This window comes from Mariniflexile ostreae, assembly GCF_042427585.1.
Classification (GTDB): Bacteria; Bacteroidota; Bacteroidia; order Flavobacteriales; family Flavobacteriaceae; genus Pseudalgibacter; species Pseudalgibacter ostreae.
In genome coordinates, this window is record NZ_JBHMFC010000103.1 from 189,134 (window position 1) to 214,026 (window position 24,893).

Sequence of the window (24,893 nt, forward strand, 5' to 3'; positions counted from 1 at the left end):
GGCAGACAAAAAATAAGGTCAAGAATATCTTTTTCAAAAGGAAGTAGAACTTTATATAGCTTTCAGGCTGCTGCTTGTTAGAAACAACCTGAACGCTTATTATTTTTATGAAAGATAATTAAAAATAGACTTTACTCTATAGGTTTGGTCTTTAAAATGGCACATCATTATCATCATCATTAAAAGCACTACCAAACGCCTGGTCTGGACTTGCTTTAAAATCATCAGATTTAAAAGCATCGTCATTTGAAACAGCATTCATTTTAGAATGGAATTCAAACGGAGAATCAAAATCATCTAAATTATCAAACTTCCCTAAATTTCCAATAAACTTTAAGCGAATGTTCTCCAAGCCCCCGTTACGGTGTTTTGCAATAATGAATTCTGCCTGCCCTTCGGTTGGAGAGCGTTCTTCATCATCCCATTCATCAATTTTATAATATTCAGGTCTGTAAATAAAAGATACAATATCGGCATCCTGCTCAATAGCTCCAGATTCCCGTAAATCTGATAACAACGGACGTTTGCTCCCTCCACGGGTCTCTACAGCACGTGATAACTGCGACAATGCAATTACAGGTACATTCAACTCTTTAGCAAGGGCTTTTAGGTTTCTAGAAATCATGGATATTTCTTGTTCACGATTGCCCCCATGGCTGGTTCCGCCAGTCATTAACTGCAAATAATCGATCATGATCATTTTTATACCATGCTGGGAAGATAACCGGCGTGCTTTGGCCCTTAAATCAAATATAGAAAGTGATGGAGTATCATCAATATACAAAGGTGCTTTTTCTAAGCCTTTAACTTTTACATTAAGTTGTTCCCACTCGTGCTTTTCGAGTTTTCCTGTTCTCAGTTTTTCAGAAGACAAGCCAGTTTCGCTGGAAATTAAACGTGTAATTAACTGCACCGACGCCATCTCTAATGAAAAGAATGCTACAGGAATATTTTGGTCCACCGCAATGTTTCTGGCCATGGAAAGCGTTAAAGCCGTTTTACCCATACCAGGACGAGCAGCAACAATAATTAAATCGGATGGTTGCCAACCCGAAGTTAATTTATCCAGCTTGTTAAATCCTGTAGGAATACCACTTAAGCCTTCTTTATTAGAAATCTCTTCAATTTTCTTTTTGGCCTGAATAACCAAATCTTGAGCCGTCTCACTTGATTTCTTTATATTTCCTTGGGTAACTTCGTAAAGTTTAGATTCTGCTCTATCCAATAAATCAAAAACATCTTTGGTCTCATCGTAAGAGTCTTCTATAATTTCATTTGAAATCTTAATCAAACTACGTTGAATAAATTTCTGCAAAATAATACGCGCATGAAACTCGATATGGGCAGAAGAAGACACCTTTTGTGTTAACGAAATGAGATAGAAATCGCCTCCAGCGCGCTCTAAGGTTGCGTTTTTTTTCAATTGTGTGGAAACGGTTAATAAGTCTACAGGTTCGCTGTTTTCAAAGAGCTGAAAAATAGCTTCGAAAATATACCTATGAGACTCTTTATAAAAGGCATCAGGGCTAAGAATATCGATAACCTCATCTACTCCTTTTTTATCGATCATCATCGCGCCCAGCACAACCTCCTCTAAATCAATAGCTTGAGGGGGTATCTTCCCTTTCTCAAGACTAATTATAGTGCTTTTATCGACTTTATATCCTTTTAATTTATTGGGTTGTTCCATAGCTACAAAAGTAATTAAAATAAGAAGGTTGTTGGGGAATTTTGTGTCTACGATGTTAACCGTTAGTCAACAATCTAACTGTTAATAACTTAATAATATTGTTTATAACCATAAAAAAAACCGAAGTGCCGGACTTCAGTTTTTTTTATGTAATGGTTTTAGAAGACTTAACCTTTAAACACACCCATATTGGCATATTTATCCATTCGTTTTTTCACCAAGTCTTTTGGTGATAAGTTTTTAAGTGCTCCAAAAGATTTCACGATAGCATCACTCACAATCTCAAATGTTTTTTCCCTATTCTTGTGTGCGCCACCAAGTGGTTCTTTCACAATTTCGTCGACCATCTTGAGTTTCTTCATATCGGCCGCAGTTAATTTTAACGCTTCTGCTGCTTGTTCTTTATATTCCCAACTGTGCCAAAGAATGGAAGAGCACGATTCTGGAGAAATTACAGAATACCAAGTATTTTCCAACATCAAAACCGTATCTCCAACACCAATTCCCAGGGCACCTCCTGAAGCGCCTTCACCAATAATTACGGTAATAATTGGAACCTTTAAACGTGTCATTTCTAAAATATTTCGTGCAATGGCCTCTCCTTGTCCGCGTTCTTCGGCCTCAAGACCGGGGTAAGCGCCAGGCGTATCTAAAATAGTAACAACAGGAATCCCAAATTTCTCAGCAGACTTCATTAAGCGCAAAGCTTTGCGATAGCCCTCTGGATTTGCCATACCAAAATTTCTATATTGGCGGGTTTTGGTATTAAACCCTTTTTGTTGTCCAATAAACATAAAACTTTGGTCGCCTATTTTGCCCAATCCACCAATCATGGCTTTATCATCTTTAAAACCTCTGTCGCCATGAAGCTCTAAAAAAGTTTCTCCACAAATAGCTTTAATATAATCTAAAGTATAAGGCCTATTAGGATGGCGTGACATTTGCACACGTTGCCATGGGGTAAGGTTCTTATAAATTTCTTTTTGGGTCTCTTTTAATTTTTTTTCTATTTGGCCACAGGTTTCCGTAACATCTACATCACTTTCTTCACCAATCACCTTACACTTTTGCAATTGGTCTTCGAGTTCTTTTATTGGGAGTTCAAATTCTAAATATTCCATAAGAATTTACAATTAGTCTGTTTAAAATATTAATGTTTGTTTAAGCCAAAAACAATGCACCCCTTTTTATTTTTATTAATAAAAAATGTTTTAGGCTTAGGATATCTTTACTTTAGTTAGCCCGCAAATATAAAAACTTTAATTATCATAAAGGGCTATGAATGTTTTCTTTTTAAGAATCTTAAGTTTTTTAATATCGCATTTAGTAACACCATGGCAAGAATAGTAAAGGTTCCGTAATAAAAAGACGGACTCATATTCTCTTTTTCGGGAAAAAGAAGCATGGCAATCAAAATACCATATACAGGTTCTAAATTATAACTTAAAACTACGGTATAAGGGCTTATTACCTTCATAACATGTACCGCGGCAATAAAAGCATATGCAGTACAAATGGAAGCTAAAATAAAAAGGTAAGCATAATCTAAATGACTTAATTTGAAAAATTCAACCGAAAAAGGCTTCTCTAAAAACAGGATAAAAACAGATAGAAACACCACGCCACTTAAAAACTCGTAGAAAGAAATTACTGTGGGAGAATGTTGCTGAATAAACTTACCATTAAGCACAGCAAAGAGAGAGGATAGAAATGCTGAAAGCAATCCTAGAAGAATTCCTGAAAGGTATTGAAGTTCGCTATGCGTAATAATTAATACACCCAAAATAACGACTAAGCCTAATACCATTTCGTACCAAATAACGGGTCGTTTAAAAACAATGGGTTCTATTATAGACGCAAAAAAAGCTCCAGCAGAAAACATCCCCAAGGCTATCGAGATATTGGATATTTTAATGGCTCCAAAAAACGTAATCCAATGAAGTGCAATAATAATTCCAGCTAAGGACAAGTTAAGAACGGCTTTAAGGGGAATTTTTAAATCCACTTTCATGATCTTTATGTAAGCAAACATTAAAACAGTTGCAAACACCATACGGAACCAAACCAATGGAATGGCGTCTATAGAGATTAATTCCCCTAAAACAGCTGTAAAACCAGCAATAAAGACCAACACATGTAAATGGAGGTGGTTCTTAATCTTAACGCTTAGCATTATATAAGAGATAAATGGCCAAAAACCCAAAAATAATATTGGGAAACCACACCGCAATTACCGGTGAAAAACTAGCCTGTTCGGCTAGAACTCCAAAAACTTTATCGAAAAACACGAATACCATGGCTATACAAATACCAACGGCCAAATTCACGCCCATCCCTCCTCTTCTTTTCATGGCAGATACTGATACTGCAATAATAGTAAGTATAAAAATAGAAACTGGTAAGCTCCACTTCCTGTACTTCACCAGTTGATACCGCCCAATATTGGAAGAGCCTCTTTGTTCTTCTTTTTTAATAAACTCCGTTAATTCGCCATAAGGCAGGATTTCTGCTTCATAAATAACGGGAATTAAATCTTTAACCTCAAAATCAAATAGCGTGTCTTTTGTTTTAAAGCTTTCAATCTCATCATCAAATTCGCCAACGTTTCGTTTAACAAAATCCGTTAATCTATAAATAGTATCCTCTTCAATATACTTTATGGTTTTAGCATCTATTTTATAGATTAAAGCATGATTTTCAAAATGCTCTAAAGTAAAATTATATCCTAATTTTTGCTTAGAATTAAAATTACTTACATAAATATAATCATTATCACTAATCTGTCGATAGACATTCTGATCTTGGGTATCTTTTCGATTAGGGTGAAAATATTTAAAATCAAATTCATTAAAGCCTTTACTTGCTGCGGGTGCTAAAAAGAGTCCCAAAAGAAGAGCCAATAAGGCCACAACGCTGGCACCTATAAGATACGGCCTTAAAAACCTAGAAAAAGACACTCCCGAACTTAAAAAAGCGATAATTTCTGTGTTGTTTGCCAGTTTTGAAGTAAACCAAATAACAGACAAAAACAAAAACAAAGGAAAAAGGATGTTCGCAAAATAAATCGTAAAATCGTACAGGTAAATTAAAAGCTCGCCAGCAGGCACATCATTTTCAAGAATCTTCCCAATTTTCTCAGCTAAATGGACTGTTATTGCAATAGGGATAAACAGCAGCAACATCATAAAAAATGTAATCAAATAGCGTTTGAGTATGTACCAATCCAGTATTTTCATCCTTTGTAAACGTTTCTTGAACAAAAACGTTATATAAGTTTTAAGTTATTTTAAAGTATAAAGGTTTTTTACTAAAGTCTGTTATCCATTTGTTTTACCATCATATCTTTCCAAACCCTAAAATCGCCTGCTAAGATATGTTTTCTTGCTTCTCTAACCAACCACATATAAAACCCTAAGTTATGAATAGTAGCAATTTGGGGGCCTAATCTTTCGTTTACAGAAAACAAATGGCGTAAATATGCTTTTGAATAATCGGTATCTACAAAAGTAATGCCCATATCATCTACTGGAGAAAAATCATTTTCCCACTTTTTATTTTTTATGTTAATCGTGCCATGTGCTGTAAAAAGCATCCCATTTCGGGCATTTCGTGTAGGCATTACACAATCGAACATATCAACCCCCAGTGCTATGTTTTCTAAAATATTGATTGGCGTTCCCACGCCCATTAAATATCGTGGTTTATCTTCTGGTAATACTTGGCACACCACATCGGTCATCGCATACATTTCATCTGCAGGCTCTCCAACAGATAAGCCCCCAATTGCATTCCCAACAGCGCCTGCATTCGCAATGTATTCTGCGGATTGCTGACGTAAATCTTTGTATGTACTCCCCTGAACTATAGGAAAAAAGGCTTGATTGTAATCGTATTTTAAAGGAGTTTTGTCCAAATGATTGATACACCGGTCGAGCCAACGATGCGTCATGTGCATAGAACGTTTGGCATAATTGTAATCACATGGATAAGGAGTGCATTCATCAAAAGCCATAATGATATCTGCACCTATAGTCCGCTGGATTTCCATAACGTTCTCTGGAGTAAAAGTATGGTAGCTTCCATCGATATGGGACTTAAATTTAACACCTTCTTCTTTTATTTTCCTATTGGCAGATAACGAATACACTTGATAACCGCCAGAGTCTGTTAATATATTCCTATCCCAATTCATGAATTTATGCAACCCTCCTGCATTTTCCAGAACCGTTGTTTGGGGCCGTAAATACAGGTGATAGGTATTACCTAAAATGATATCTGGGCTAATATCCTCTTTCAATTCTCGTTGGTGCACCCCTTTTACAGATGCTACCGTTCCTACAGGCATAAAAATAGGTGTTTCAATAACACCATGATCTGTTGTAAGAGTGGCTGCTCTTGCTTTACTTTGTAAATCTTTTGCTTTTAATTCAAATTTCATGCTATATCCAATCAGTCGGCAAACCTACATATTTTTTTAAATATAATTGATTCTGGTTCAAGCTAAGTTAAAAATAAACCTATGTGTTCTATTTTAAAAAAAGCTTAAATAAGCCTTTATTTATTTTACTGTCTTTTTGAAATTACTGGTCATAATAAATTCAACTTAAAGGATACAAGCCGAAAATACGATTAAACAAATTTAAATTTTAGTTAACCAAATTCCACATAGCTAAGTACATTTTTTATAAAAAAAAACGTTTTACAGAATAATATCCATTTGGCAGCGTTTTTGATATTAAACATGTCAAATCTTAATTATTAAATACTATGAAAAACAATCAAAATTTACAAAAAAAACAGCGGGCATCTTTTTCGACAAGTAAACTGGTCTTGACAGTTCTCGCTACAGTTTTATTGTCCTTTGCCTCTTACGCACAAACAGCTTATGGTTTTGGTTTAAAAGGTGGATTAAATTACAATGGCAATGGCGATTATTTTGAGTCTGCCACCGCAAGTGCTCAACATCCAGACAAAAGTATCGGTTATCATGTGGGGCTTTTTGGAAAAATAGGCAACCAGATATATTTTAGACCAGAAGTTGTTTATACAGCAACCAAAAGCGAGTATGATGATGATAATTTTAAAATGCAAAAACTAGATGTTCCCTTACTTCTTGGCGTTAAAGTTCTTGGTCCTGTTAGCGTTTTTGCCGGTCCTTCTTTACAATATGTATTAGACACAAAGTTTGGAGACGTGACAGTAGATGATATTAAGGATGATTTTTCTGTAGGACTTAATTTTGGTGTTGGATTAAACTTCAATAAAGTTGGTGTCGATTTAAGGTATGAACGCGGGTTTAGCCATAACGAAGCTACTTTTATAAATGATAACATTATAAAAACAGAAAGTAGAATTGATACTCGACCGGAGCAATTGATTTTAAGTCTATCCCTTACCCTATAGCACTCACAATAATCCCTAAAACAAAAAAACCCGCGATTGCGGGTTTTTTTGTTTTATAATTTGTTTGCTTCGGTTTCTTCGGGGTCCAAATATTTTGGAATGCCATTTTTACCAATATCGTTTGTGGGATCACCATCGCCATAGCCATCATTATCAAAATCTTCTCTTTTGGTTGGCACACCATCGCCATCATCATCGGGATCCATAAAATTAGGTATTCCATCCCCATCTGTATCATCATCAGCAAAACCATCTACGGTATAAAACTCACCATTTCCATTTAAATCTTCAAGATATGAGGGCACCCCATCGTTATCATGATCATTTTGTTGCATTTCAAATAAATCAAACTTAAAAATCAATGGAGAATAAGCAGGGATATTAACTTGCGTTTGTGAAAAATAAGCTAGCCCAGACGGCAAAAACATAACGCCTACACCGTGATTTGCATAACTTACTGTACCATCAGTATTCTCTGTGTAAGTTTCTGCTGTTTTAAATAATGGTATTATTTTACTCCAGCCTGGAACCGTTCCTGTTAAATCGAAAACTGTTGGGTTTGCAGAACTATCAAATGTAACATGATCCAAAGTAAGGCCTTCGTAATTTAAACGCACATTATCTGCAAAAGTTAGGGCATCACCTTTACCTTCACTCAATTTAAGATAATATATATTGTAATTCGTATTAGCGTACTCCACCGAAATACTATCCAGTGCAGCAGACCCAAATAGCAATGCGTTTTTATCAGGATCCGGAATAACACCATCGACCACAGTACCTATTTGAAAATGTGTAATGCTAGTAGCGGTTTTATCTTCAAAATCTGCAGCGTTGTAATAATGGGTTTTCAAGTATTTTACTATAGAATCATTATCTGCTATTTGTTGCTCTCCTCTATCTCTTGGTGGTGTTACCACGACATCGTCATCATCATCTTTTTTACAGGATGTAAACCCTATAAGCACACACAAAACAGGCGCTAATATTTTTCTTAATTTCATTTAAAGTTTTCTATTTTAATAATTGCATGTGGGTACACCATACATTGCTGTACATTCTCTCTCTGTAAAACTTAAGTAATCAAAATTTCACAAAATGATTCACACATAATTGTTTATTTTTGGAGCGCAAGATACAATTTTAATACAAGCTTGCGCAAGAAGATTAACGTAGTTTTTACAAGAATTATATGCGAATTGACAAATATTTATGGTGTATTAGGTATTACAAAACCAGAACCATTGCAACAACAGCCTGTAAAAAAGGACATGTAAAAGTAAACAACGATGTGGTTAAGCCTAGCCGAGAGGTTTACCCGCAAGACACGATAGAAGTTAGAAAAGATCAAATCAACTACAAACTAGTTGTTAATGATATTCCTCCAAATAGAGTGGGCGCAAAACTGGTCGACCTTTACAGGACAGACCATACTTCAAGAGACCAATTTGAAGGCCAAGAACTTTTAAAGTTTGCAAAAGACTATTATAGAAAAAAAGGCAGTGGTAGACCGACCAAAAAAGATAGACGAGATATAGAAGACTACACTGAAGAGAACGAATGATTTTACATACTCAAAAACATACTTGAGCCGTAGAGGCCCTTTACAGCATTAAACATTTATTAGTAGTATTATATAATTTTAATCTGATATGAATATCTTTGATTAATTAAATTTTAAAAATTATGAGCGCCAAAACCAATGTGATTTTAAACCACAACGAGATCAATCATAAAATAAGACGTATCGCTTTTCAAATTTATGAAAGCAATGCCGACGAGAAGGAGGTAATTTTAGCAGGCATTGATAGTAATGGCTATATTCTTGCCGAAAAACTAAAAGGAGCACTTCTAAAGATTTCAGAAATAACTCCTGTGCTATGTAAAGTGATTATTGATAAAAAAAATCCGTTATCAACCATTAGCACATCTATCCCTGAAAAAGACTACAAAAACAAGTCCTTAGTTTTAATAGATGATGTTCTAAATTCTGGTACGACGCTTATATATGGCGTCAAACACTTTTTAAATGTTCCTTTAAAACAATTTAAAACAGCTGTTTTAGTAAATAGAAATCACAAAAAATATCCTGTGAAAGCCGACTTTAAAGGTATTTCTTTATCAACCTCCCTACACGAACACGTACATGTGGTTTTAGATGGTGATGCTTACGAAGTAATTTTAAAGTAGTGTCGTAACCAATTCTTCAACAATTTGATTCTCAGTTTTACCATCTGTCGAAACCACTTCGTGGGCCAAGTTGTAAAACTGTCCCCGCTCGAACAGGTGCTTCGCTATAAACTCGGCCAACCCATCGTCCGTTTCAATATGAGACACTAAAGGGCGTGTAACCTTCTCTTTCTTCAACCTACTTACCAAGGTTGCTATAGAAGCCTTTAAATATACACTTACAGCTTCCCCTGTATTTAAAATAGCCTGCATATTGCTATTATAACATGGAGCACCTCCTCCTAGAGACAAAACTATATTTCTTTTTTCAGAAATAAGTTTCTTTAAATATTCCGACTCTTTTTTTCTGAAATATATTTCTCCCTTGGTTTTAAAAATATCAGAAACGGGCATTTTTTCATTTTTTTCTATAAAATCATCTAAATCTATAAACTCATAATCCATTTTTTTGGCCAAAATCCTCCCAATTGTAGATTTTCCTGACGCCATATACCCTATTAAAATAAAAATCATTTTACCCTTTTTAATTGATTACTAAAAACATACGCTTACGAACAACAAAAAAACAAAAAATTTCTCAAAAAAAGTATTGTTTTTTTAATTAAAGGATATATATTTGCACCCGCTAACCACTAGTATATTAGTGAAAGCAAAAACAAAGACTCGGTAGCTCAGTTGGTAGAGCATAACACTTTTAATGTTGGGGTCCTGGGTTCGAGCCCCAGCCGGGTCACAAGTGGAAACACTAAATAGGTACAAAGCCTTGCTAATTATATGATTAGTGAGGCTTTTTCTTTTTAGAGAATTCAAATAATGCTATGTTATGTGAACTAAAAGGTTCACAAATCGTCAACACGATTTCTTAATCGTCAACATTAAGAAAAAAGACTTATATTTATACTTATAAAGTATTTAGTTGATTTGACTTTCGTCTCAATTATTGTTTAACAATTAAGACGACAACTATGCGTACTTCATCTACATTTGCTATTCTATTCTGGATTTATGGTTCTAGAGCCATAAATAATCAATCTAATATTTATGCTCGAATAACACTTAACGGGAAACGCGTTAACATCAGCTTGAAGAAAAAAATTGACATTAATTCTTGGAATCCCAAATACCAACGTCATAAAGGAAATGGAAAATTAGCTCGCAGTACCAATCAATTCCTAGATGAAACAAAATCAAGTTTGGTAAAGTGTTATCGGGACTTGCAAAATGAAAATCGATTGATTACTCCTCAATTAATTAAATCACGATTTCTGGGAGAAGATGTAAAGACACATTCATTTAAAGATGTATTTAATTACCATAATGATAAAATGGCTCATAAGCTATCCGCCAAAACACTATGTCATTATAAAACTACTCAGAAATATTTATTGGAATACATTTTAGATGAATTTAAGACAACAGATATTTATCTTAAAAATTTGAATTATGCATTTGTTATAGGGTTTGAAAGTTTTTTAAGATCCTTTGAACCTAAACATTATCAAGGAAAAATCGGTAACAATGCCGTTATGAAACATATTCAACGCTTAAAAAAAATGATAAGCCTTGCACACGCTATAGATTGGATAGACTCTAATCCTTTTTTGAAATTTAAACTGAAAATGGAAAAAACAGAAAGAGAGTTCCTTACTGCCAAAGAATTGACTTGCATTGAAAACCTTCAAGTTTCTATTGAAAGGTTGGAAGTTGTCAAAGATTTATTCATTTTCAGCTGCTATTCTGGCATTTCTTATGCAGATATAATGAGTTTGAGCTCTGAACACATTGTTATGGGAATTGATGGAAAAAAATGGATAATGGCAAGAAGAAATAAAACTGGCGTTCCATTTAAAATACCTATCCTTAAAAAAGCCGCATTATTAATTGACAAATATAGTAACCACCCCCGTACTAAATTCACAGGAAAATTGTTACCTGATTTTTCTAACCAAAAACTTAACAGTTATCTTAAAGAAATAGCTGATCTCTGTGGTATTAAAAAAAATGTGACTTTTCACATGGCTAGACACACATTCGCAACAACTGTAACTTTGACAAATGGAGTTCCTATAGAGACTGTTTCAAAACTTTTAGGCCATACAAAAATTGCAACCACCCAAATATATGCAAGAGTTATTGAGGCTAAAATTAGTGATGATATGAACAAGCTCATGACGAAACTTGGTTGATAATAAAAATAAGTTCGAAACAAATTATCAGGCTATCCAAAGTGTAATGTATGTGATATTCATTCCTGTAATATAATTTTGACATTTCTACAAACAAAAGAGCAGTACCTAAAAATTCACTATCTTTAAAACAACATAAACAACTGAAAAACAGTTTTTTACTTTTATTTTTATTAAAGATTAAATAGTGAGTTTATTTAATTTTTCAGGAAACTTAAAAGGCTACCTACTATTAAACTTATTGTATATGTTGGTAGCTCAGGGATTGCTATGCCAAAATAAAAATGACTCTCTAAAAAATAAAACTTTCCAGGAGCTTAACGATTTATCTATCAAAGCCATTGATAACTCAGATTCTATTCAATTATATATTTATAAAAATTACCACCTTAAAAAAGCAAAATCAGAACAAAATAATTTAGAAATAGCCCGAGCATATTTCTCTTTCATTACTTGGGCGGATATAGAAAATGATATTAAATATTCAGATTCTATTATCAGCATAACTAAAAACAGCAATCATGAAATGTACCCAACCAATGGCTACTTGGTAAAAGCACAACTATATTATTTTAATTCAGATTTCAATAAGGCTTTGGACAACTACATCATAGCTGGCGAATGGGCTGATAAAAAACAATTTAAACTGATGCAAATTGAAGTAGATATCGGTATAGCTACAATCAAAAATGTATGGGGTTTGCATGAGGAAGCTTTAAATATTTATAGGAAGATTTATTCAGATATTATTAATGCACCTAATTATTTAGAAACATATTATGATGACTATTTATTGATGGTTAATAATTTATCCCTTTCGTATATAAGAAACAAAAAACCAGATTCGGCTTTAACTATCCTCAGAACAGCCATTAAAGAAACCAATAAAAATAATGATTCATTAGCCCATGCTGATTTGGTAAAAGTGCACGCTACTGCAAATTTTTATCTAAAGAAGTATCCCCAGGCATTAGACACATTGGTTAAATTTTCATCAAATTACTCAGGATTGGTTTTAGCCGACAGTTATTTTATGATGGGAAAAATATATCAGTATAAAAATAATGAACGGTTAATGATTAACTATTTTAAAAAAATAGACTCGATTCATCGTGAGTTGAACGACCCATTTCCAGAATTGAAAGAGGTGTACAATATATTATACAAAAATGCCATTAAAAATAACAACAAAGATAAGCAGCTATATTATTTGAACCAATTGTTGGCAGCTGACAGTATATTAGATGAAAATTATGTTAATATCAACAGAAAAGTATATTCAGAATTTGACATCCCCAATCTTAAAAAGGAGAAACATCAATTGGTTCAAAAGTTGGATAATAGACAACAATGGCTATTTATTAGTATCGTTTCAGTAATTTTTTTAAGCATTGTTATAGTTTATTATTACAAGCGGCAACAAACGTTCAAACTAAAATTTCAAGAACTATTAAAGGGTGACGACATAAACATTTTTGAAGTTAAAACCCAACAAAATCATGAAACTGGATTGAATATTTCAAAACATATAGTAGATGAAGTTTTAGAAAACTTATCGAAATTTGAAAGTTCCAAAGGGTATTTATCAAAAGATATTACACTTGCTTCTCTTTCTAAAGATTGTAATACCAATTCATCTTACTTATCGAGTATTATAAACCATATTAAACAAACCAATTTTTCAACTTACTTAAAAGATTTACGGATTAACAATGCTATAATTAGTATTAAAAAGCAAAGGATGTACCTTAAGTATTCCATTCAAGGACTTGCTGAAGAATTTGGTTTTACAACTGCAGAATCGTTTTCAAAAGCATTTAGAGAAAAAACAAGTATAAAGCCCTCCTATTTTCTTAACGAACTGAGAAAGAAAAAACAGCTTGACAAATAAAGCACACGTCATTTATAAATAACGTGCAGACATTTAAGGATTTAGCAACACGCTTTTATACATTTATGACAATTAGTAATCAATAAAACTATATGATATGAAAACAACGTCACTTAAAAAAGTAAGCTCCATAAATGAGTTTTTAAAAAAGAAAATTAAAAATACCGAATCCATAGTAGGAGGCGGCGGTGGTGGAGCAATAGACAGAGATAAAATCAAAAAAACTCGGAGGTAATATTTTTTGGTTTTGCAGGTATTTATGTAGAATTTCTTGGGAAAGCAAATAGTCATTTAGAATGGAAAATTTAAAAAAAAAAATATTTAGATGTAGTATCTTGATTATGACTATTAGCTGTGTCAACAATTCTAATTTAAAAATCCCTAAAACTCCCAAAGTTCCAGTTCAAGACAACTATTTTGGTCGATTAATAACTGATGATTATAGGCACTTAGAAAATTTAAAGGATTCCTCCACTATTAATTGGTTTAGAGCTCAAGATGATTATTCCGAAAAATATCTGGAAAAACTTTCAAATCAAAGAATTTTAGTCGAACAAATGAAAAGCTATTACGTCGATGAAGCTGCTACCATCTATGGAGTAAAATATGCGGATAATGGATTTGTTTTTTTCTTAAAGAAAGAAAAAAAAACCATTTATGATAAACTCTTTTACAAAGCAACCCCGGGTTCTGAAGCTATTGAATTATTTGACCCTTCAACTTTTCACAGTGAACTTAATCACGAATACACCATAAACTATTTTCAGCCTTCCTGGGACGGAGATTTTATTTTAGTATCATTATCTTATGATGGAATCAAAGAGTCCAATTTGATTATTATAAATGTTTTAAAAAAGACAGTATTACCTGAAATTATTACAAATGCAGAACCTGATTCTTATTTAGGTATTTCTTGGCTGCCAGATTCTAGTGGTTTTTTGTATTTGTATATCCCAGTTTTGGATCCCGAAGATGAAAAATACATGTTAAATTCCAGCACGGTGCTTCATAAGTTGGGAAGTAATTCTAATAAGAGAAATATTATATTTTCTTCATCCATGGTTTCAAGTTTATCTAAAAAAGACTTGCCGATAGCTAAAATTTTATCAAAAAACGACAGATACATTATTGGTTATAAGGCATCTGTTGAAAATTATTGGTTAGCATATTATGCTAAACTAAGTGATTTGAAAACAGGTAAAATAAATTGGCAACTTTTTTATGATTTGGATGAAAAAATTTATGCAGATTATGGAGTTTTCTTAAATGATGAGTTTGTGTTTATTTCAGGAAAAAATGCTGATAACAGAACCATATCCAGTTTTGATTTAAATTTGAAGCAACCTTTTAAAGCCAATATATTAGTTCCTGAAAAAAAAGACGAAGTGTTAACATCGCTTATTGTGTCCAATAACAAATTATACTATACAAGTTCGAGGTTTGGAGTTGAAGCCTTTTTATATAAGTACAAAGATGGTCAAGAAACCCAAATTGAATTACCTATTTATTCAGGAGAAATATCACTTTACAGTCCATCAAATGAAAACGAAACTCTCCAAGTAGGTGTCGATGGTTGGACGAATGATTATACCAGATATTTTCTTAAAGACCAAACGTTTATTTTAGACCCCTTATCAAACCAAAAAAAATATCCTGAATTTGAAGGATTGCAAGAAATTGAGGTTTTAGTAGCCTCACATGATGATGAAGAAATTCCATTATCCATTATTCATAAAAAAGGGATAAATTACAATGGTTCCAATCCAACACTATTATATCCATACGGTGCTTACGGAGAATTGATGACTCCTTTTTTTTCACCCATCTTTTTAACATGGGTAAAAAATGGAGGGGTGTTAGCAGTCCCCCACATAAGAGGTGGAGGCGAAAAAGGAGATTCATGGCATGAACAAGGCATGAAATCAAAAAAACACAATTCATGGAAGGACTTAATTGCCTGTACTGAATATTTAATTGAAAACAAATTTACGTCCAAGGACAAAACCGTATTGTACAGTAGCAGTGCTGGCGGGGTAGCAATAGGCATGGCCATAGTGGAGCGACCAGATTTATACAACGTATTTATAGCAGATGCCCCCATGTTAAATCCACTAAGAAGTGAAGAGCGCACCAATAATGCCAGCAATCATTTAGAATATGGAACGGTAAAAGATTCAGCAGAATGTATGGCGCTTATCAAAATGGATCCTTATGTAAACTTAAAACCAAATGTAAACTATCCAGCATCCTTAATCATTTCCGGATATAATGATTCACGAATTGATCCTTGGATACCAGGTAAGTTCGTGGCTAAGTTGCAAGACCATTCAACATCAGATGCTCCCATCCTACTGGATGTTAATTATGATGCAGGACATGAAGGAGGAGATACCATCGATGAACTCATAGAAGAATATTCTAAAATATTTGCTTTTGCATTTTGGCATACGAACCATAATTTAAACTAAATTTCAAAGCGAAATGTTTCCTTTTTATAGACAGTTGGATGTTAAAGATTGTGGTCCAACTTGCTTAAAAATCATTTCGAAACATTATGGGAAGACCATCAATATTTCTGAACTACGGTACTTATCAGAAACCACACGGACAGGAAGCAATCTCAAATACTTAGCGAATGCAGCCGAATCTATAGGTCTCAAATCCCTTCCAGCAAAGATTGATTTCAATCAATTAAAGGAAGCTCCCCTGCCCTGTATTTTACATTGGAACAAAAATCACTTTGTTGTATTATATAAAATCAAAAAAGACATTTGTTATATCTCGGATCCAGCCTACGGTCTCATTGTTTATAAAAAAGAAGAGTTTATAGAACATTGGATAGGTCATAATGCTACAGAAAACACCGAAGAGGGTGTCGTTTTATTATTAGAACCCATGGTAGGGATTTTTGAAGATGGTTCAGAATTCGAAAAAACAAGCTTGGACTTTAATTTTTTACTTCGCTATTTTTTAAAATACAAATCCTTTTTAATCCAATTATTTTTCGGGTTAATTGCAGGTAGCTTAATCCAGCTTATTTTTCCATTTTTAACGCAGAGCATTGTAGATGTTGGTATCAGGAATCAAGACATTCAATTTGTATATTTAATATTATTAGGACAATTGGGTTTGTTCATTGGAAGAACGAGTGTGGAACTTATAAGAAGTTGGGTTTTATTGCATTTGGGAAGTCGGATTAAAATTTCCATGCTATCCGACTTTTTCATCAAACTAATGCGATTGCCTATGGCATTTTTTGACACACGGCTAACGGGGGACTTATTGCAGCGTATTTATGACCACGAACGTATTGAAAAGTTACTTACCGCTTCATCGTTAAACGTGTTGTTTTCAATTGTGAACTTACTGGTCTTCGGGTTGGTTCTGATATATTATAGTCTGTCTATATTCGTTTTATTCTTGACAGGAAGCACTTTATATCTAGGCTGGATTCTAATTTTTCTAAAAAAGAGAAGTGTGTTGGATTATAAAGAATTCTCCCAAACTGCTCAAGAACGCGGTAAAGTAATAGAACTTCTAAATGGCATGCAAGACATAAAATTGCACAATGCCGAAAAGCAGTTTAGATGGGATTGGGAACATATCCAAGCCAAACTCTTTAAGTTGTCCATCACAAGAATGACATGGAATCAATATCAAAATATAGGTGCAGGATTTATCAATGAACTGAAAAATATTTTGATAACAGCTTTAGCTGCGAAATTGGTTATTGATGGTCATATTACTTTAGGTATGATGTTGGCGGTAAGCTACATTGTAGGTCAGCTTAATGGGCCGATTGTTCAATTGGTTGACTTTTCAAATGACTTACAAGATGCCAAAATCGCTTTAAAACGATTGGAAGATATTCATAATAAAAAAGAAGAAAGGATATCATATGGAACAAATGTGGAAATCCCAAAAGCAGCCAATATCAAACTATACAATCTTAGCTATAGATATCCAGGTGTTGAATTGCCGACTTTGAGAAAAATCAATCTAAATATACCTAACAACAAAGTAACGGCTATTGTAGGTGTTAGTGGTAGTGGAAAAACAACTTTAATGAAATTGCTTTTGAAGTTTTACAGGCCCCAAAAGGGAAAAATAACAATTGGTAAAATTGTAATAAATTCAATTTTAGACGAAGTTTGGAGAAACCATTGTGGAGTGGTCATGCAAGAGGGCTATATTTTTAGCAATACAATTATAAGAAACATAGCTATGGGAGATGATGATGTGGACATGTCCAAAATGAAAATCGCCACTGAAATGGCAAATATTAAAAATTTTATTGAAGCACTTCCCCTTTCGTATAATACGTTAATTGGAGCGGAGGGTTTAGGACTTAGTTCTGGGCAAAAGCAGCGAGTTTTAATTGCGAGAGCCATTTACAAGAATCCTGATTTCTTGTTTTTTGATGAAGCCACTTCTGCATTAGATGCCAACAATGAAAAGGTTATTATGGAAAATTTGCAGAACTTTTTTAATAACAAAACCGTCGTCATCATAGCACATCGTTTAAGTACTGTAAAAAATGCGCACCAAATAGTTGTTTTAGAAGATGGCCAAATAAAGGAAATTGGAAACCATCACAATTTGGTTGCCCAAAAAGGCGCTTATTATAATCTTGTGAAAAACCAATTGGATTTAGGAGTATAATCATGAAGAAAACTGAAGCATACATTGAATTTAGAAGTGAGGAATTAAACGACATCCTTACTTGCGTACCTTCAAAATTAATTAGATGGGGCAGTTTGATTTTTTTAGCATTGATAGTTTTTTTACTCGTACTTTTATGGTGTATCAAATATCCGGATATCATTTCGGCAGAAGCCTATCTTACAACACCAGAATTACCTCAGAAACTATATGCAAAAACAACCGCAAGAATAGATACAGTTATGGTTTCTAATAACCAACAAGTCAATAAAAATATGGTATTAGCTATTCTAGAAAATGCCGCTATAAATCGAGATGTGATGGTATTGAAATCTGTAATTGATACCGTATCAATTAATCAGGGTCACATTATTTTTCCTTTTAAGTTTTTACCGGTATTATTTTTAGGAGAACTTGATAAACCTTTTTCCGATTTTGAGAAGAGTTATTTCAAATACATCATGAATCGGGATTTACAACCGTATTCAAACAGAATGTTGACAAGTGCTTCTTCTCTTTTCCAGTTACAAAATCAACTCAACAACCTCCTAAAGCAGCAGGTAATTCATAAGAAAGAAATTAATTTCATTCAGAAAGACTTAAAACGACATGAACTGTTATTGGAAAAAGGCGTGATTTCTCAACAGAACTACGATTATAACCAAATTGCATATTATTCAGCTTTAAAGCAATTTGAAAACACGAAGTTCACTATCTCTCAGTTGAAAGCATCGATTGAAAGTGCTAGAGGTAACTCTAAAGAATTGGAATTTATGAAATATAGAGAGGACGTAAATCTATTAAAAGAAGTGATGCAAAATTATGGTCAACTTAAAAAAAGCATAAAAGATTGGGAATTGAAATATGTATTAAAAACCAATCGAAAAGGTAAACTATCCTTTTTAAATCAATTCAACAGCAACCAAACAGTGGTTAAAGACGAATTAATGTTTGTGGTGTTTTCAGAAAACAATCCATATTATGTGGCTAAATTAAAAACACCTAAAACTAATTCTGGAAAAATAAAAGTAGGTCAGCGTGTCAACCTAAAATTGAACGATTATCCCGAATACGAATTTGGGGTTTTAGTCGGAGTTGTCCAAAGCATTACAAGTATGCCGGACAATATTGGCACCTATATAGTGGATGTAAAGATTCCAAAGCATCTAAAAACATCTTTCGGGAAAAACATTATCTTCAAGCAAGATATGCATGGAGCTGCAGATATCATTACCGAAGATTTACGTTTATTAGAAAGGTTGTTTTATCAATTCAGAAACCTTTATTCCAATTAGTTACAAAACAATTCTTTATTAGTCGTTATTTACAAATTAAAGGTTTCGATTTATAAATAGAGCCAAATCCCATTTTTTAAACTGTCATTTTATAACGAATTTTATCAAAAGCACATAAATCTGCACAAAATGATATAATTCATATTATTAAAAATGGACGTTTCTTCACAAATAGAGATTTTTAAAGCTATTATCCAAGATATTCAACATTCCAATACGGATATTATAAAAATATCCCAAGAGGCAATAAAGCTTTGTCGAACAACTCTTTGCTCTCTTAGAGGTATAGTGAAATCAAAAGGTTTTAAATCCCAGAAAGAAGAAGTCCAGTTCTTCAAAAAGTTGAAGCAAATACCATCAAGCTATCTTATTTATTACCTAGAAGTCTATGCATTTGAATGTCAACTTTCAAAAATCAGCATTCAATTTCGACAAAAATTCAGCGATAAAACCAAAAACCACTACTATCAATTTTTAATGAACCATATAGATTTCGTTAATTATATAGAACAAGGACAAGCACATCTTGACATTTGTTATTTCACACGTAATCAGTCAGTTCAAATAATGATGATGCATACAAATGATTATTTTTATGATTTAGATTTTTACACATCGCATGATATGTTATTGACAAAAATTAATGGCTATAAACGATTTATAGACTATTTAGAAGATCGAATAAATGGTTATTCCCATGTGTCTTATAATTCAAAATTAGAGTGGACTTCTAGTAAAGTAGCGCTAACTGAGTTAATCTATGCACTATACCATAGCCAGGCTATCAATAACGGACATGCAGAGATAAAAGAAATTGCCAATGAATTACAAAAAATTTTTAATTTTGATTTGGGCGATTTTTACAGAACATATTTAGAAATAAGATCCAGAAAAAAGAGAAAGACTAAATTTTTAGACGAGCTATCCATGTGTTTAACTAGTGAACTTGAAAAGAAAAACTCTTGATTTATTCCTTAAAAAAACACTTACAAAACACCCAACTTGGGTAACCTCCTGTTTTTTTATTTTTTTTTAAAAAACCATTTAATTTAAGCGTATTATGTTTCGTTAATTCTGGATATGAGCCATAAAACACAACAAAACTCCCTAAATTTCAAAATGTTAAATTTTCACCCACCTTGGGTCATCTTGTGAAAAAAAACCAATAAACTTCCACAACTTTGTAAAACGAAAGTCAAATCATGTCAGGGGCTATCAAATTGTTTGACAGTAAAAACGATAGTCCCTTTCTTTAAAACCGTTTTATTATGCCAGCAACTATTATTACTTCAGACGACCTTCGAGAATTCAAAATGGAATTACTCGATGACATCAAAAATCTCTTATCCAAGCAAGGAAATCGAAAACTTAAAAAATATCTCAAATCTTCTGAGGTCATGGACTTGCTTCAGGTTAGTCCAGGAACATTACAGAACTTCCGCATCAACGGAACTTTGCCATATACAAAAGTTGGGGGTATTATCTATTACGATGCCGAAGAAATTCAAGGTGTAATGACTTCAAACCGTGTACACCACAAGCTAAACTCTTAAATAATGAACTATATAAAGCTACTAAACGCGGCTTTTGAAAAGTTCTATTTTGATGACCGCCTAAACCCTACCCATATCAGTTTATATATGGCCTTGTTCCAAGAATGGAACAGTAGCCGCTTTGCAAATGAATTCTATGTTAATCGTAGAGATTTGATGCTCGCATCAAAAATAGGTTCAAAATCCACTTATCACAGGTGTGTTACCAACCTAGATTCTTGGGGCTACTTGTCATACTACCCTTCAAATAATCCTTACAAGGGTAGTAAAATCAAGATGTACATTATCGGTACAAGTGATGAACCTGATACGGGACGGTACAGTCCCATATTAGAACAGGTTGCGGAACAGTACCGTCCCAATGGTGTACCGATAGCAGGACAGCACTATCCCATATCTGGACAAGTTGTGGACTCTCACCGTCCCGTGAGTGGACAAGTATTGGTATCTACTATAAACAATACCAAACAAGTAAACAATATAAAACAACCAAAGGGCAGGCAGGCAGTTATTGATTTTTTTGTTGAAAAAAGTTTTAATGCTGATGAAGGAAAAAAATTCTTCGAGCATTATGAAACTCGAAATTGGCAAACTAGCGATGGAAAAGAAATTAGAGATTGGCGTGCCTTAGCCCTCAACTGGATGGATAGAACCGAGCTTTTCGATGAAGAAAACAAACCAAACAAAAAACAAGCATCCCAAATCAAGGACAACTTGCGAACCACTAAAAACAAAGATTATGGACAACCCCTCTAAAATTACCGAAGGTGGCGTGGAATACTCGCTCGGAAAGTTTGATGGCAAAAGCGTTCTTTACGATTTTGACAAAATCTTGATTTATCTAAATGCAAAGGGAATGAAACTCTTTGGTCAGCAATTTAGAATCTATGATGAAGACACCGTTATCATTCGTAATCTTTGCTATTATTTCATCAAGGACAAAGAAAATTGTGAAAAGAACGGAATTGATATCGACAAAGGTATTTTACTTTCTGGTCCAGTAGGATGCGGAAAAACAACCTTGATGAAACTACTGCGCCATATCGTACCAATGCAAAGACCTTATGAAATGATTCCTTGCAGGAACGTGGCTTTCAGTTTTAACCACCTCGGTTTTAAAACCATTGAAGACTATGGAAATACCAGATTTTATTGCTTTGATGATTTAGGTATTGAACCTGCTGGAAGGTTCTATGGCAAAGATTTGAACGTAATGGGCGAAGTCATCTTATCTAGATATGAACTATACATTCAAACCAAACATAAAATTAAAACACACGCTACCACCAACCTCAATGCTGAAGAACTGGAAGAACACTATGGTAATCGGGTTCGTAGCCGAATGCGAGAACTGTTTAACTTGATTGCTTTTGATAAAGGTGCTGGGGACAAAAGAAAATAATTAAACTTTGGCAAATTTATTGTATTTTGCCAAAGTTTAATAAATGTAGTTACTTTGAATTATACAATAGAAAAAAAAATACCATCCTATTTTCAAGGGAATCAAACTATTTCTAAAAAAGATTTAGTTGATTGCATTCGCAAAGATTTTCCAAATCTGAAAGAAAGCTCGATTAACGTCTATTTGTCGAAACTAAAAAAAGAAGGGGTATTAAAAAATCCCACTAGAGGTATTTATGCGTTGCAGGGAAATAATGAATTTTGTCCGGTTATCAATAGTAAATTAAAGCGACTATTCAATAAAATCAAAAAGGACTATCCCTTCATAGACTTTTGTATTTGGAACACTATTTGGCTAAACGATTTAATGCGACACCAGCCATTTAAATTTTACACCATTGTTGAACTGGAAAAAGATGTAGCCCAATCCGTATTTTACAAATTAAAGGACAAAGGAAAACAAGTTTTTTTAGAACCCGATGCAGAAACTTTTGAGCTTTACATTCATAATAGTGATGATGTAATTATTATAAAACATTTGGTTTCGGAAGCACCTATAATCGAAACTAAAAATATCATAATACCATCACTAGAAAAACTTTTAGTGGATATGATTATCGATACCAACTTGTATGGTGCGCAACAAGGGGAATTAGATTTTATATACGAGTCGGCTTTTAGCAAGTTTGAAATCAATCAAGGTAAAATGAAACGTTATGCCCAAAGACGAAATAAGGAAAAAGAAGTAGAACATAGAATAAATTTAAATTTGGCAAAAAATTAATATTTTGCCAAAACTTAATATATATGATTAAAGAAAGTACATATCATCCAGAATGGATTTTTGAGGTCAAGCAAAAACTTGGCAGAAAGTATGATCCAAAACTTATAGAGAAGGTTATTTATGCCTTGATACTATTGGAACAATTAAAGATAAACGGTCTAGAATTTATTTTCAAAGGTGGAACCGCTTTGTTGTTAGCAACAAAAAAGCCAAAGCGATTTTCCATTGACATTGATATCATAACCGAACAAATTCAAAGCGATATAGACCCCATATTAGATACTATGTGTAGTAAAACTGTTTTCACACATTGGGAAGATGACAACAATAGAAAACATACACCTGATGCCCCTGTGGGACATTTTAAAACATATTATAAAAGCAACGTGGATGGAAGCATTGAGCCGATTTTATTGGATGTTCTTTATACCCCAAATCCATATCCTGAACTCACAGAAATCCCAATAGCTCACGATTGGATTCAAACAGAGGGCGAAATTACACAAGTAATGATGCCAACTTTTGACGCTATTTTAGGCGATAAACTAACCGCCTTTGCCCCAAAAACAACAGGAATTCTATATAGCAAAGGAAGACCTGTAGAGATTATCAAACAGTTATTCGATGTCGCTTTTTTAATGGAAAATATTTCTGATTTGACGGTGGTACGAACCAGCTATGCAAAAGTGGTTAAAGAAGAGCTTTCCTTTAGAAAATTAGATATAACCGCAGAGCAAGTACTAAACGATACGCAAGAAGCTTGTTTTGTGCTTTCAACTCGCGACACTAAATCTGAAGATTTTAAACATCTTCAAACAGGTATCAGTAATTTTACAAACTTTACCATTGAGAAATTCAATATTGAAGAAGCCATCATAGCATCTTCAAAAGTGGCATACTTGTCTGAACTAATCAAATCCCAAATCAATAATAAGATTGAAAGGTTTGATAACCCATTAGAGGTAAAAGACTGGTTGATTGAAAACCCTAAATACAATAAGCTCAACAAGCTTAAAAAGAATAATTCAGAGGCTTTCTTTTACTGGTATAAATCAATAATGCTTGATGAAAGAATGTAATTCAACCTCGAAATGATTTATATAACAAAATCACTTCTGAAATAAATTGCACTATAATCGCTTTTAAACTTTCGGTTAACTCTAAAAATATGTCTTTCATAATAATATTAGTTTTGGATTGATAGTAAAATAGCGTTGGCAGCGAATTGAATATTGGTAGCATTTGAAATATAAGTACCTTCATCTTTATTAGATAAGAAACCCAATTCCAAAAGCACGGAAGGACAAAAACCAACTGTTTCTCGAAGCACTTGAAAGTTGGCAAACTTCACACCTCTACTTTCATATCCTATCGCTGTGCAAAGCATTTTTTCAATTTGATAGCCGACAAAAATAGATTCTTTAGAATACTTCGCTTGTTTCTTTGAAGCATAAACTTCAATTCCTCTTGCATTTGGATTATCCGAATGATTACAATGCAACGACACAAATAAATCTGCTTTTAAGATTTTGGCGAGCCTTATTCTATCAGATAATGAAATAAGTGTGTCCTTATACCTGGTCAAATAAATATCTAAAGGTTTTCCTAATTCTTTATTTAGCTTCAAAATGGCATTCGCAATATCCAATACGATGTCCTTTTCTTGAATTTTATTTATACCTATTGCACCAGAATCTTTTCCACCGTGTCCAACGTCAATAATTATCCGTTTTTGAGCACTCGTTTCTTGTCCAAAAACGATACACATTTTTAGAAGCAAAAAGACAAAACTGACGTTTTTGAGCACTTTTTTCATTTTCAATTTTCAGGTTATCAAC

23 protein-coding genes and 1 tRNA gene are annotated in these 24,893 nt (G+C 33.4%); 16 read left to right on the forward strand and 8 right to left on the reverse strand.

What is annotated here, in order from left to right; all coding sequences use genetic code 11:
• Positions 1 to 151 precede the first annotated feature (151 nt).
• The 5 genes from dnaB to tgt form a co-directional block, all read right to left on the reverse strand.
• Positions 152 to 1,690 (reverse strand): replicative DNA helicase, encoded by a 1,539-nt coding sequence (gene dnaB, locus ACFFU9_RS14965; protein ID WP_379862288.1) that lies wholly within the window; start codon positions 1,688 to 1,690, stop codon positions 152 to 154.
• Between the two features lie 167 nt (positions 1,691 to 1,857).
• A complete protein-coding gene (locus ACFFU9_RS14970) occupies positions 1,858 to 2,811 on the reverse strand; it encodes an acetyl-CoA carboxylase carboxyltransferase subunit alpha (protein ID WP_379862289.1) in 954 nt (317 codons plus the stop codon).
• A 155-nt stretch (positions 2,812 to 2,966) separates the two neighbouring features.
• A complete protein-coding gene (locus ACFFU9_RS14975; protein WP_379862290.1) occupies positions 2,967 to 3,863 on the reverse strand; it encodes a DMT family transporter in 897 nt (298 codons plus the stop codon).
• Positions 3,850 to 4,926, reverse strand: coding sequence for an LptF/LptG family permease (locus tag ACFFU9_RS14980; RefSeq protein ID WP_379862291.1), 1,077 nt, complete (start codon positions 4,924 to 4,926; stop codon positions 3,850 to 3,852). The genes ACFFU9_RS14975 and ACFFU9_RS14980 overlap by 14 nt, the downstream gene beginning before the upstream one ends.
• Before the next feature lie 71 nt (positions 4,927 to 4,997).
• Positions 4,998 to 6,128: a tRNA guanosine(34) transglycosylase Tgt gene (tgt, locus tag ACFFU9_RS14985; RefSeq protein WP_379862292.1), complete on the reverse strand. Its 1,131-nt coding sequence runs from the start codon at positions 6,126 to 6,128 to the stop codon at positions 4,998 to 5,000.
• Between the two features lie 329 nt (positions 6,129 to 6,457).
• On the opposite strand from tgt, the gene ACFFU9_RS14990 reads away from it, so the two are divergent.
• The gene (locus tag ACFFU9_RS14990) at positions 6,458 to 7,093 is read left to right on the forward strand and encodes a porin family protein (RefSeq protein ID WP_379862293.1); all 636 of its coding nucleotides are present in this window, start codon (positions 6,458 to 6,460) and stop codon (positions 7,091 to 7,093) included.
• A 53-nt stretch (positions 7,094 to 7,146) separates the two neighbouring features.
• Here ACFFU9_RS14990 and ACFFU9_RS14995 read toward each other — a convergent pair whose 3' ends face one another.
• Positions 7,147 to 8,097, reverse strand: a complete 951-nt coding sequence (locus ACFFU9_RS14995) for an FKBP-type peptidyl-prolyl cis-trans isomerase (protein ID WP_379862294.1) — start codon at positions 8,095 to 8,097, stop codon at positions 7,147 to 7,149.
• 188 nt (positions 8,098 to 8,285) lie between these two features.
• Here ACFFU9_RS14995 and ACFFU9_RS15000 point away from each other — a divergent pair, with 188 nt between their 5' ends.
• Both ACFFU9_RS15000 and ACFFU9_RS15005 read left to right on the forward strand, forming a co-directional pair.
• Positions 8,286 to 8,657, forward strand: coding sequence for an Hsp15 family ribosome-associated heat shock protein (locus ACFFU9_RS15000; RefSeq protein ID WP_379862295.1), 372 nt, complete (start codon positions 8,286 to 8,288; stop codon positions 8,655 to 8,657).
• Between the two features lie 122 nt (positions 8,658 to 8,779).
• Positions 8,780 to 9,283, forward strand: a complete 504-nt coding sequence (locus ACFFU9_RS15005; RefSeq protein ID WP_379862296.1) for a phosphoribosyltransferase family protein — start codon at positions 8,780 to 8,782, stop codon at positions 9,281 to 9,283.
• On the opposite strand, the gene ACFFU9_RS15010 is transcribed toward ACFFU9_RS15005, so the two are convergent.
• Positions 9,275 to 9,796: a shikimate kinase gene (locus ACFFU9_RS15010; protein WP_379862297.1), complete on the reverse strand. Its 522-nt coding sequence runs from the start codon at positions 9,794 to 9,796 to the stop codon at positions 9,275 to 9,277. The two genes, ACFFU9_RS15005 and ACFFU9_RS15010, sit on opposite strands and share 9 nt — an antisense overlap.
• A 147-nt stretch (positions 9,797 to 9,943) precedes the next feature.
• Between ACFFU9_RS15010 and ACFFU9_RS15015 the strand changes: the two genes are divergently transcribed.
• The 13 genes from ACFFU9_RS15015 (at position 9,944) to ACFFU9_RS15075 (ending at position 24,134) form a co-directional block, all read left to right on the forward strand.
• Positions 9,944 to 10,016 (forward strand) — tRNA-Lys (locus tag ACFFU9_RS15015).
• Positions 10,017 to 10,248: 232 nt separating this feature from the next.
• Positions 10,249 to 11,469 (forward strand): site-specific integrase, encoded by a 1,221-nt coding sequence (locus ACFFU9_RS15020; RefSeq protein WP_379862298.1) that lies wholly within the window; start codon positions 10,249 to 10,251, stop codon positions 11,467 to 11,469.
• A 247-nt stretch (positions 11,470 to 11,716) separates the two neighbouring features.
• On the forward strand, positions 11,717 to 13,360 hold the full coding sequence (locus ACFFU9_RS15025) for a helix-turn-helix domain-containing protein (protein WP_379862299.1): 1,644 nt from the start codon (positions 11,717 to 11,719) through the stop codon (positions 13,358 to 13,360).
• 97 nt (positions 13,361 to 13,457) lie between these two features.
• Positions 13,458 to 13,595 (forward strand): hypothetical protein, encoded by a 138-nt coding sequence (locus ACFFU9_RS15030; RefSeq protein ID WP_379862300.1) that lies wholly within the window; start codon positions 13,458 to 13,460, stop codon positions 13,593 to 13,595.
• A 106-nt stretch (positions 13,596 to 13,701) separates the two neighbouring features.
• On the forward strand, positions 13,702 to 15,828 hold the full coding sequence (locus ACFFU9_RS15035; protein ID WP_379862301.1) for a prolyl oligopeptidase family serine peptidase: 2,127 nt from the start codon (positions 13,702 to 13,704) through the stop codon (positions 15,826 to 15,828).
• A gap of 13 nt (positions 15,829 to 15,841) precedes the next feature.
• Positions 15,842 to 18,022: a peptidase domain-containing ABC transporter gene (locus ACFFU9_RS15040; RefSeq protein ID WP_379862302.1), complete on the forward strand. Its 2,181-nt coding sequence runs from the start codon at positions 15,842 to 15,844 to the stop codon at positions 18,020 to 18,022.
• 2 nt (positions 18,023 to 18,024) lie between these two features.
• The gene (locus ACFFU9_RS15045; RefSeq protein WP_379862303.1) at positions 18,025 to 19,317 is read left to right on the forward strand and encodes an HlyD family secretion protein; all 1,293 of its coding nucleotides are present in this window, start codon (positions 18,025 to 18,027) and stop codon (positions 19,315 to 19,317) included.
• 153 nt (positions 19,318 to 19,470) lie between these two features.
• Positions 19,471 to 20,283, forward strand: a complete 813-nt coding sequence (locus tag ACFFU9_RS15050; RefSeq protein ID WP_379862304.1) for an RteC domain-containing protein — start codon at positions 19,471 to 19,473, stop codon at positions 20,281 to 20,283.
• A gap of 302 nt (positions 20,284 to 20,585) precedes the next feature.
• Positions 20,586 to 20,870 carry a helix-turn-helix domain-containing protein gene (locus tag ACFFU9_RS15055; RefSeq protein ID WP_379862305.1) on the forward strand — a complete coding sequence of 95 codons (285 nt, stop codon included), beginning with the start codon at positions 20,586 to 20,588 and terminating at the stop codon, positions 20,868 to 20,870.
• Between the two features lie 3 nt (positions 20,871 to 20,873).
• Entirely contained in the window at positions 20,874 to 21,626 is a 753-nt protein-coding gene (locus ACFFU9_RS15060; protein WP_026813286.1) for a hypothetical protein, read from the forward strand.
• The gene (locus tag ACFFU9_RS15065; protein WP_379862306.1) at positions 21,610 to 22,272 is read left to right on the forward strand and encodes an ATPase; all 663 of its coding nucleotides are present in this window, start codon (positions 21,610 to 21,612) and stop codon (positions 22,270 to 22,272) included. The genes ACFFU9_RS15060 and ACFFU9_RS15065 overlap by 17 nt, the downstream gene beginning before the upstream one ends.
• 54 nt (positions 22,273 to 22,326) lie before the next feature.
• Positions 22,327 to 23,055 carry a DUF6577 family protein gene (locus ACFFU9_RS15070; protein ID WP_379862307.1) on the forward strand — a complete coding sequence of 243 codons (729 nt, stop codon included), beginning with the start codon at positions 22,327 to 22,329 and terminating at the stop codon, positions 23,053 to 23,055.
• 23 nt (positions 23,056 to 23,078) lie between these two features.
• Positions 23,079 to 24,134 (forward strand): nucleotidyl transferase AbiEii/AbiGii toxin family protein, encoded by a 1,056-nt coding sequence (locus ACFFU9_RS15075; protein ID WP_379862308.1) that lies wholly within the window; start codon positions 23,079 to 23,081, stop codon positions 24,132 to 24,134.
• 107 nt (positions 24,135 to 24,241) lie between these two features.
• On the opposite strand, the gene ACFFU9_RS15080 is transcribed toward ACFFU9_RS15075, so the two are convergent.
• A complete protein-coding gene (locus ACFFU9_RS15080) occupies positions 24,242 to 24,871 on the reverse strand; it encodes an N-acetylmuramoyl-L-alanine amidase family protein (protein WP_379862363.1) in 630 nt (209 codons plus the stop codon).
• Positions 24,872 to 24,893 lie beyond the last annotated feature (22 nt).

Bases quoted from the DNA above. Each gene is read 5' to 3' on its own strand.
- dnaB (WP_379862288.1), bottom strand. From the start codon at position 1,690: ATGGAACAACCCAATAAATTAAAAGGATATAAAGTCGATAAAAGCACT.
- tgt (WP_379862292.1), bottom strand. From the start codon at position 6,128: ATGAAATTTGAATTAAAAGCAAAAGATTTACAAAGTAAAGCAAGAGCA.
- ACFFU9_RS15005 (WP_379862296.1), top strand. From the start codon at position 8,780: ATGAGCGCCAAAACCAATGTGATTTTAAACCACAACGAGATCAATCAT.
- ACFFU9_RS15030 (WP_379862300.1), top strand. From the start codon at position 13,458: ATGAAAACAACGTCACTTAAAAAAGTAAGCTCCATAAATGAGTTTTTA.
- ACFFU9_RS15065 (WP_379862306.1), top strand. From the start codon at position 21,610: ATGGACAACCCCTCTAAAATTACCGAAGGTGGCGTGGAATACTCGCTC.
- ACFFU9_RS15075 (WP_379862308.1), top strand. From the start codon at position 23,079: ATGATTAAAGAAAGTACATATCATCCAGAATGGATTTTTGAGGTCAAG.
- ACFFU9_RS15080 (WP_379862363.1), bottom strand. From the start codon at position 24,871: ATGAAAAAAGTGCTCAAAAACGTCAGTTTTGTCTTTTTGCTTCTAAAA.
- ACFFU9_RS14990 (WP_379862293.1), top strand. From the start codon at position 6,458: ATGAAAAACAATCAAAATTTACAAAAAAAACAGCGGGCATCTTTTTCG.
- ACFFU9_RS14995 (WP_379862294.1), bottom strand. From the start codon at position 8,097: ATGAAATTAAGAAAAATATTAGCGCCTGTTTTGTGTGTGCTTATAGGG.
- ACFFU9_RS15040 (WP_379862302.1), top strand. From the start codon at position 15,842: ATGTTTCCTTTTTATAGACAGTTGGATGTTAAAGATTGTGGTCCAACT.
- ACFFU9_RS15010 (WP_379862297.1), bottom strand. From the start codon at position 9,796: ATGATTTTTATTTTAATAGGGTATATGGCGTCAGGAAAATCTACAATT.
- ACFFU9_RS15000 (WP_379862295.1), top strand. From the start codon at position 8,286: ATGCGAATTGACAAATATTTATGGTGTATTAGGTATTACAAAACCAGA.
- ACFFU9_RS15055 (WP_379862305.1), top strand. From the start codon at position 20,586: ATGCCAGCAACTATTATTACTTCAGACGACCTTCGAGAATTCAAAATG.
- ACFFU9_RS15045 (WP_379862303.1), top strand. From the start codon at position 18,025: ATGAAGAAAACTGAAGCATACATTGAATTTAGAAGTGAGGAATTAAAC.
- ACFFU9_RS14970 (WP_379862289.1), bottom strand. From the start codon at position 2,811: ATGGAATATTTAGAATTTGAACTCCCAATAAAAGAACTCGAAGACCAA.
- ACFFU9_RS15050 (WP_379862304.1), top strand. From the start codon at position 19,471: ATGGACGTTTCTTCACAAATAGAGATTTTTAAAGCTATTATCCAAGAT.
- ACFFU9_RS15035 (WP_379862301.1), top strand. From the start codon at position 13,702: ATGACTATTAGCTGTGTCAACAATTCTAATTTAAAAATCCCTAAAACT.
- ACFFU9_RS15025 (WP_379862299.1), top strand. From the start codon at position 11,717: ATGTTGGTAGCTCAGGGATTGCTATGCCAAAATAAAAATGACTCTCTA.
- ACFFU9_RS14980 (WP_379862291.1), bottom strand. From the start codon at position 4,926: ATGAAAATACTGGATTGGTACATACTCAAACGCTATTTGATTACATTT.
- ACFFU9_RS15020 (WP_379862298.1), top strand. From the start codon at position 10,249: ATGCGTACTTCATCTACATTTGCTATTCTATTCTGGATTTATGGTTCT.
- ACFFU9_RS14975 (WP_379862290.1), bottom strand. From the start codon at position 3,863: ATGCTAAGCGTTAAGATTAAGAACCACCTCCATTTACATGTGTTGGTC.
- ACFFU9_RS15060 (WP_026813286.1), top strand. From the start codon at position 20,874: ATGAACTATATAAAGCTACTAAACGCGGCTTTTGAAAAGTTCTATTTT.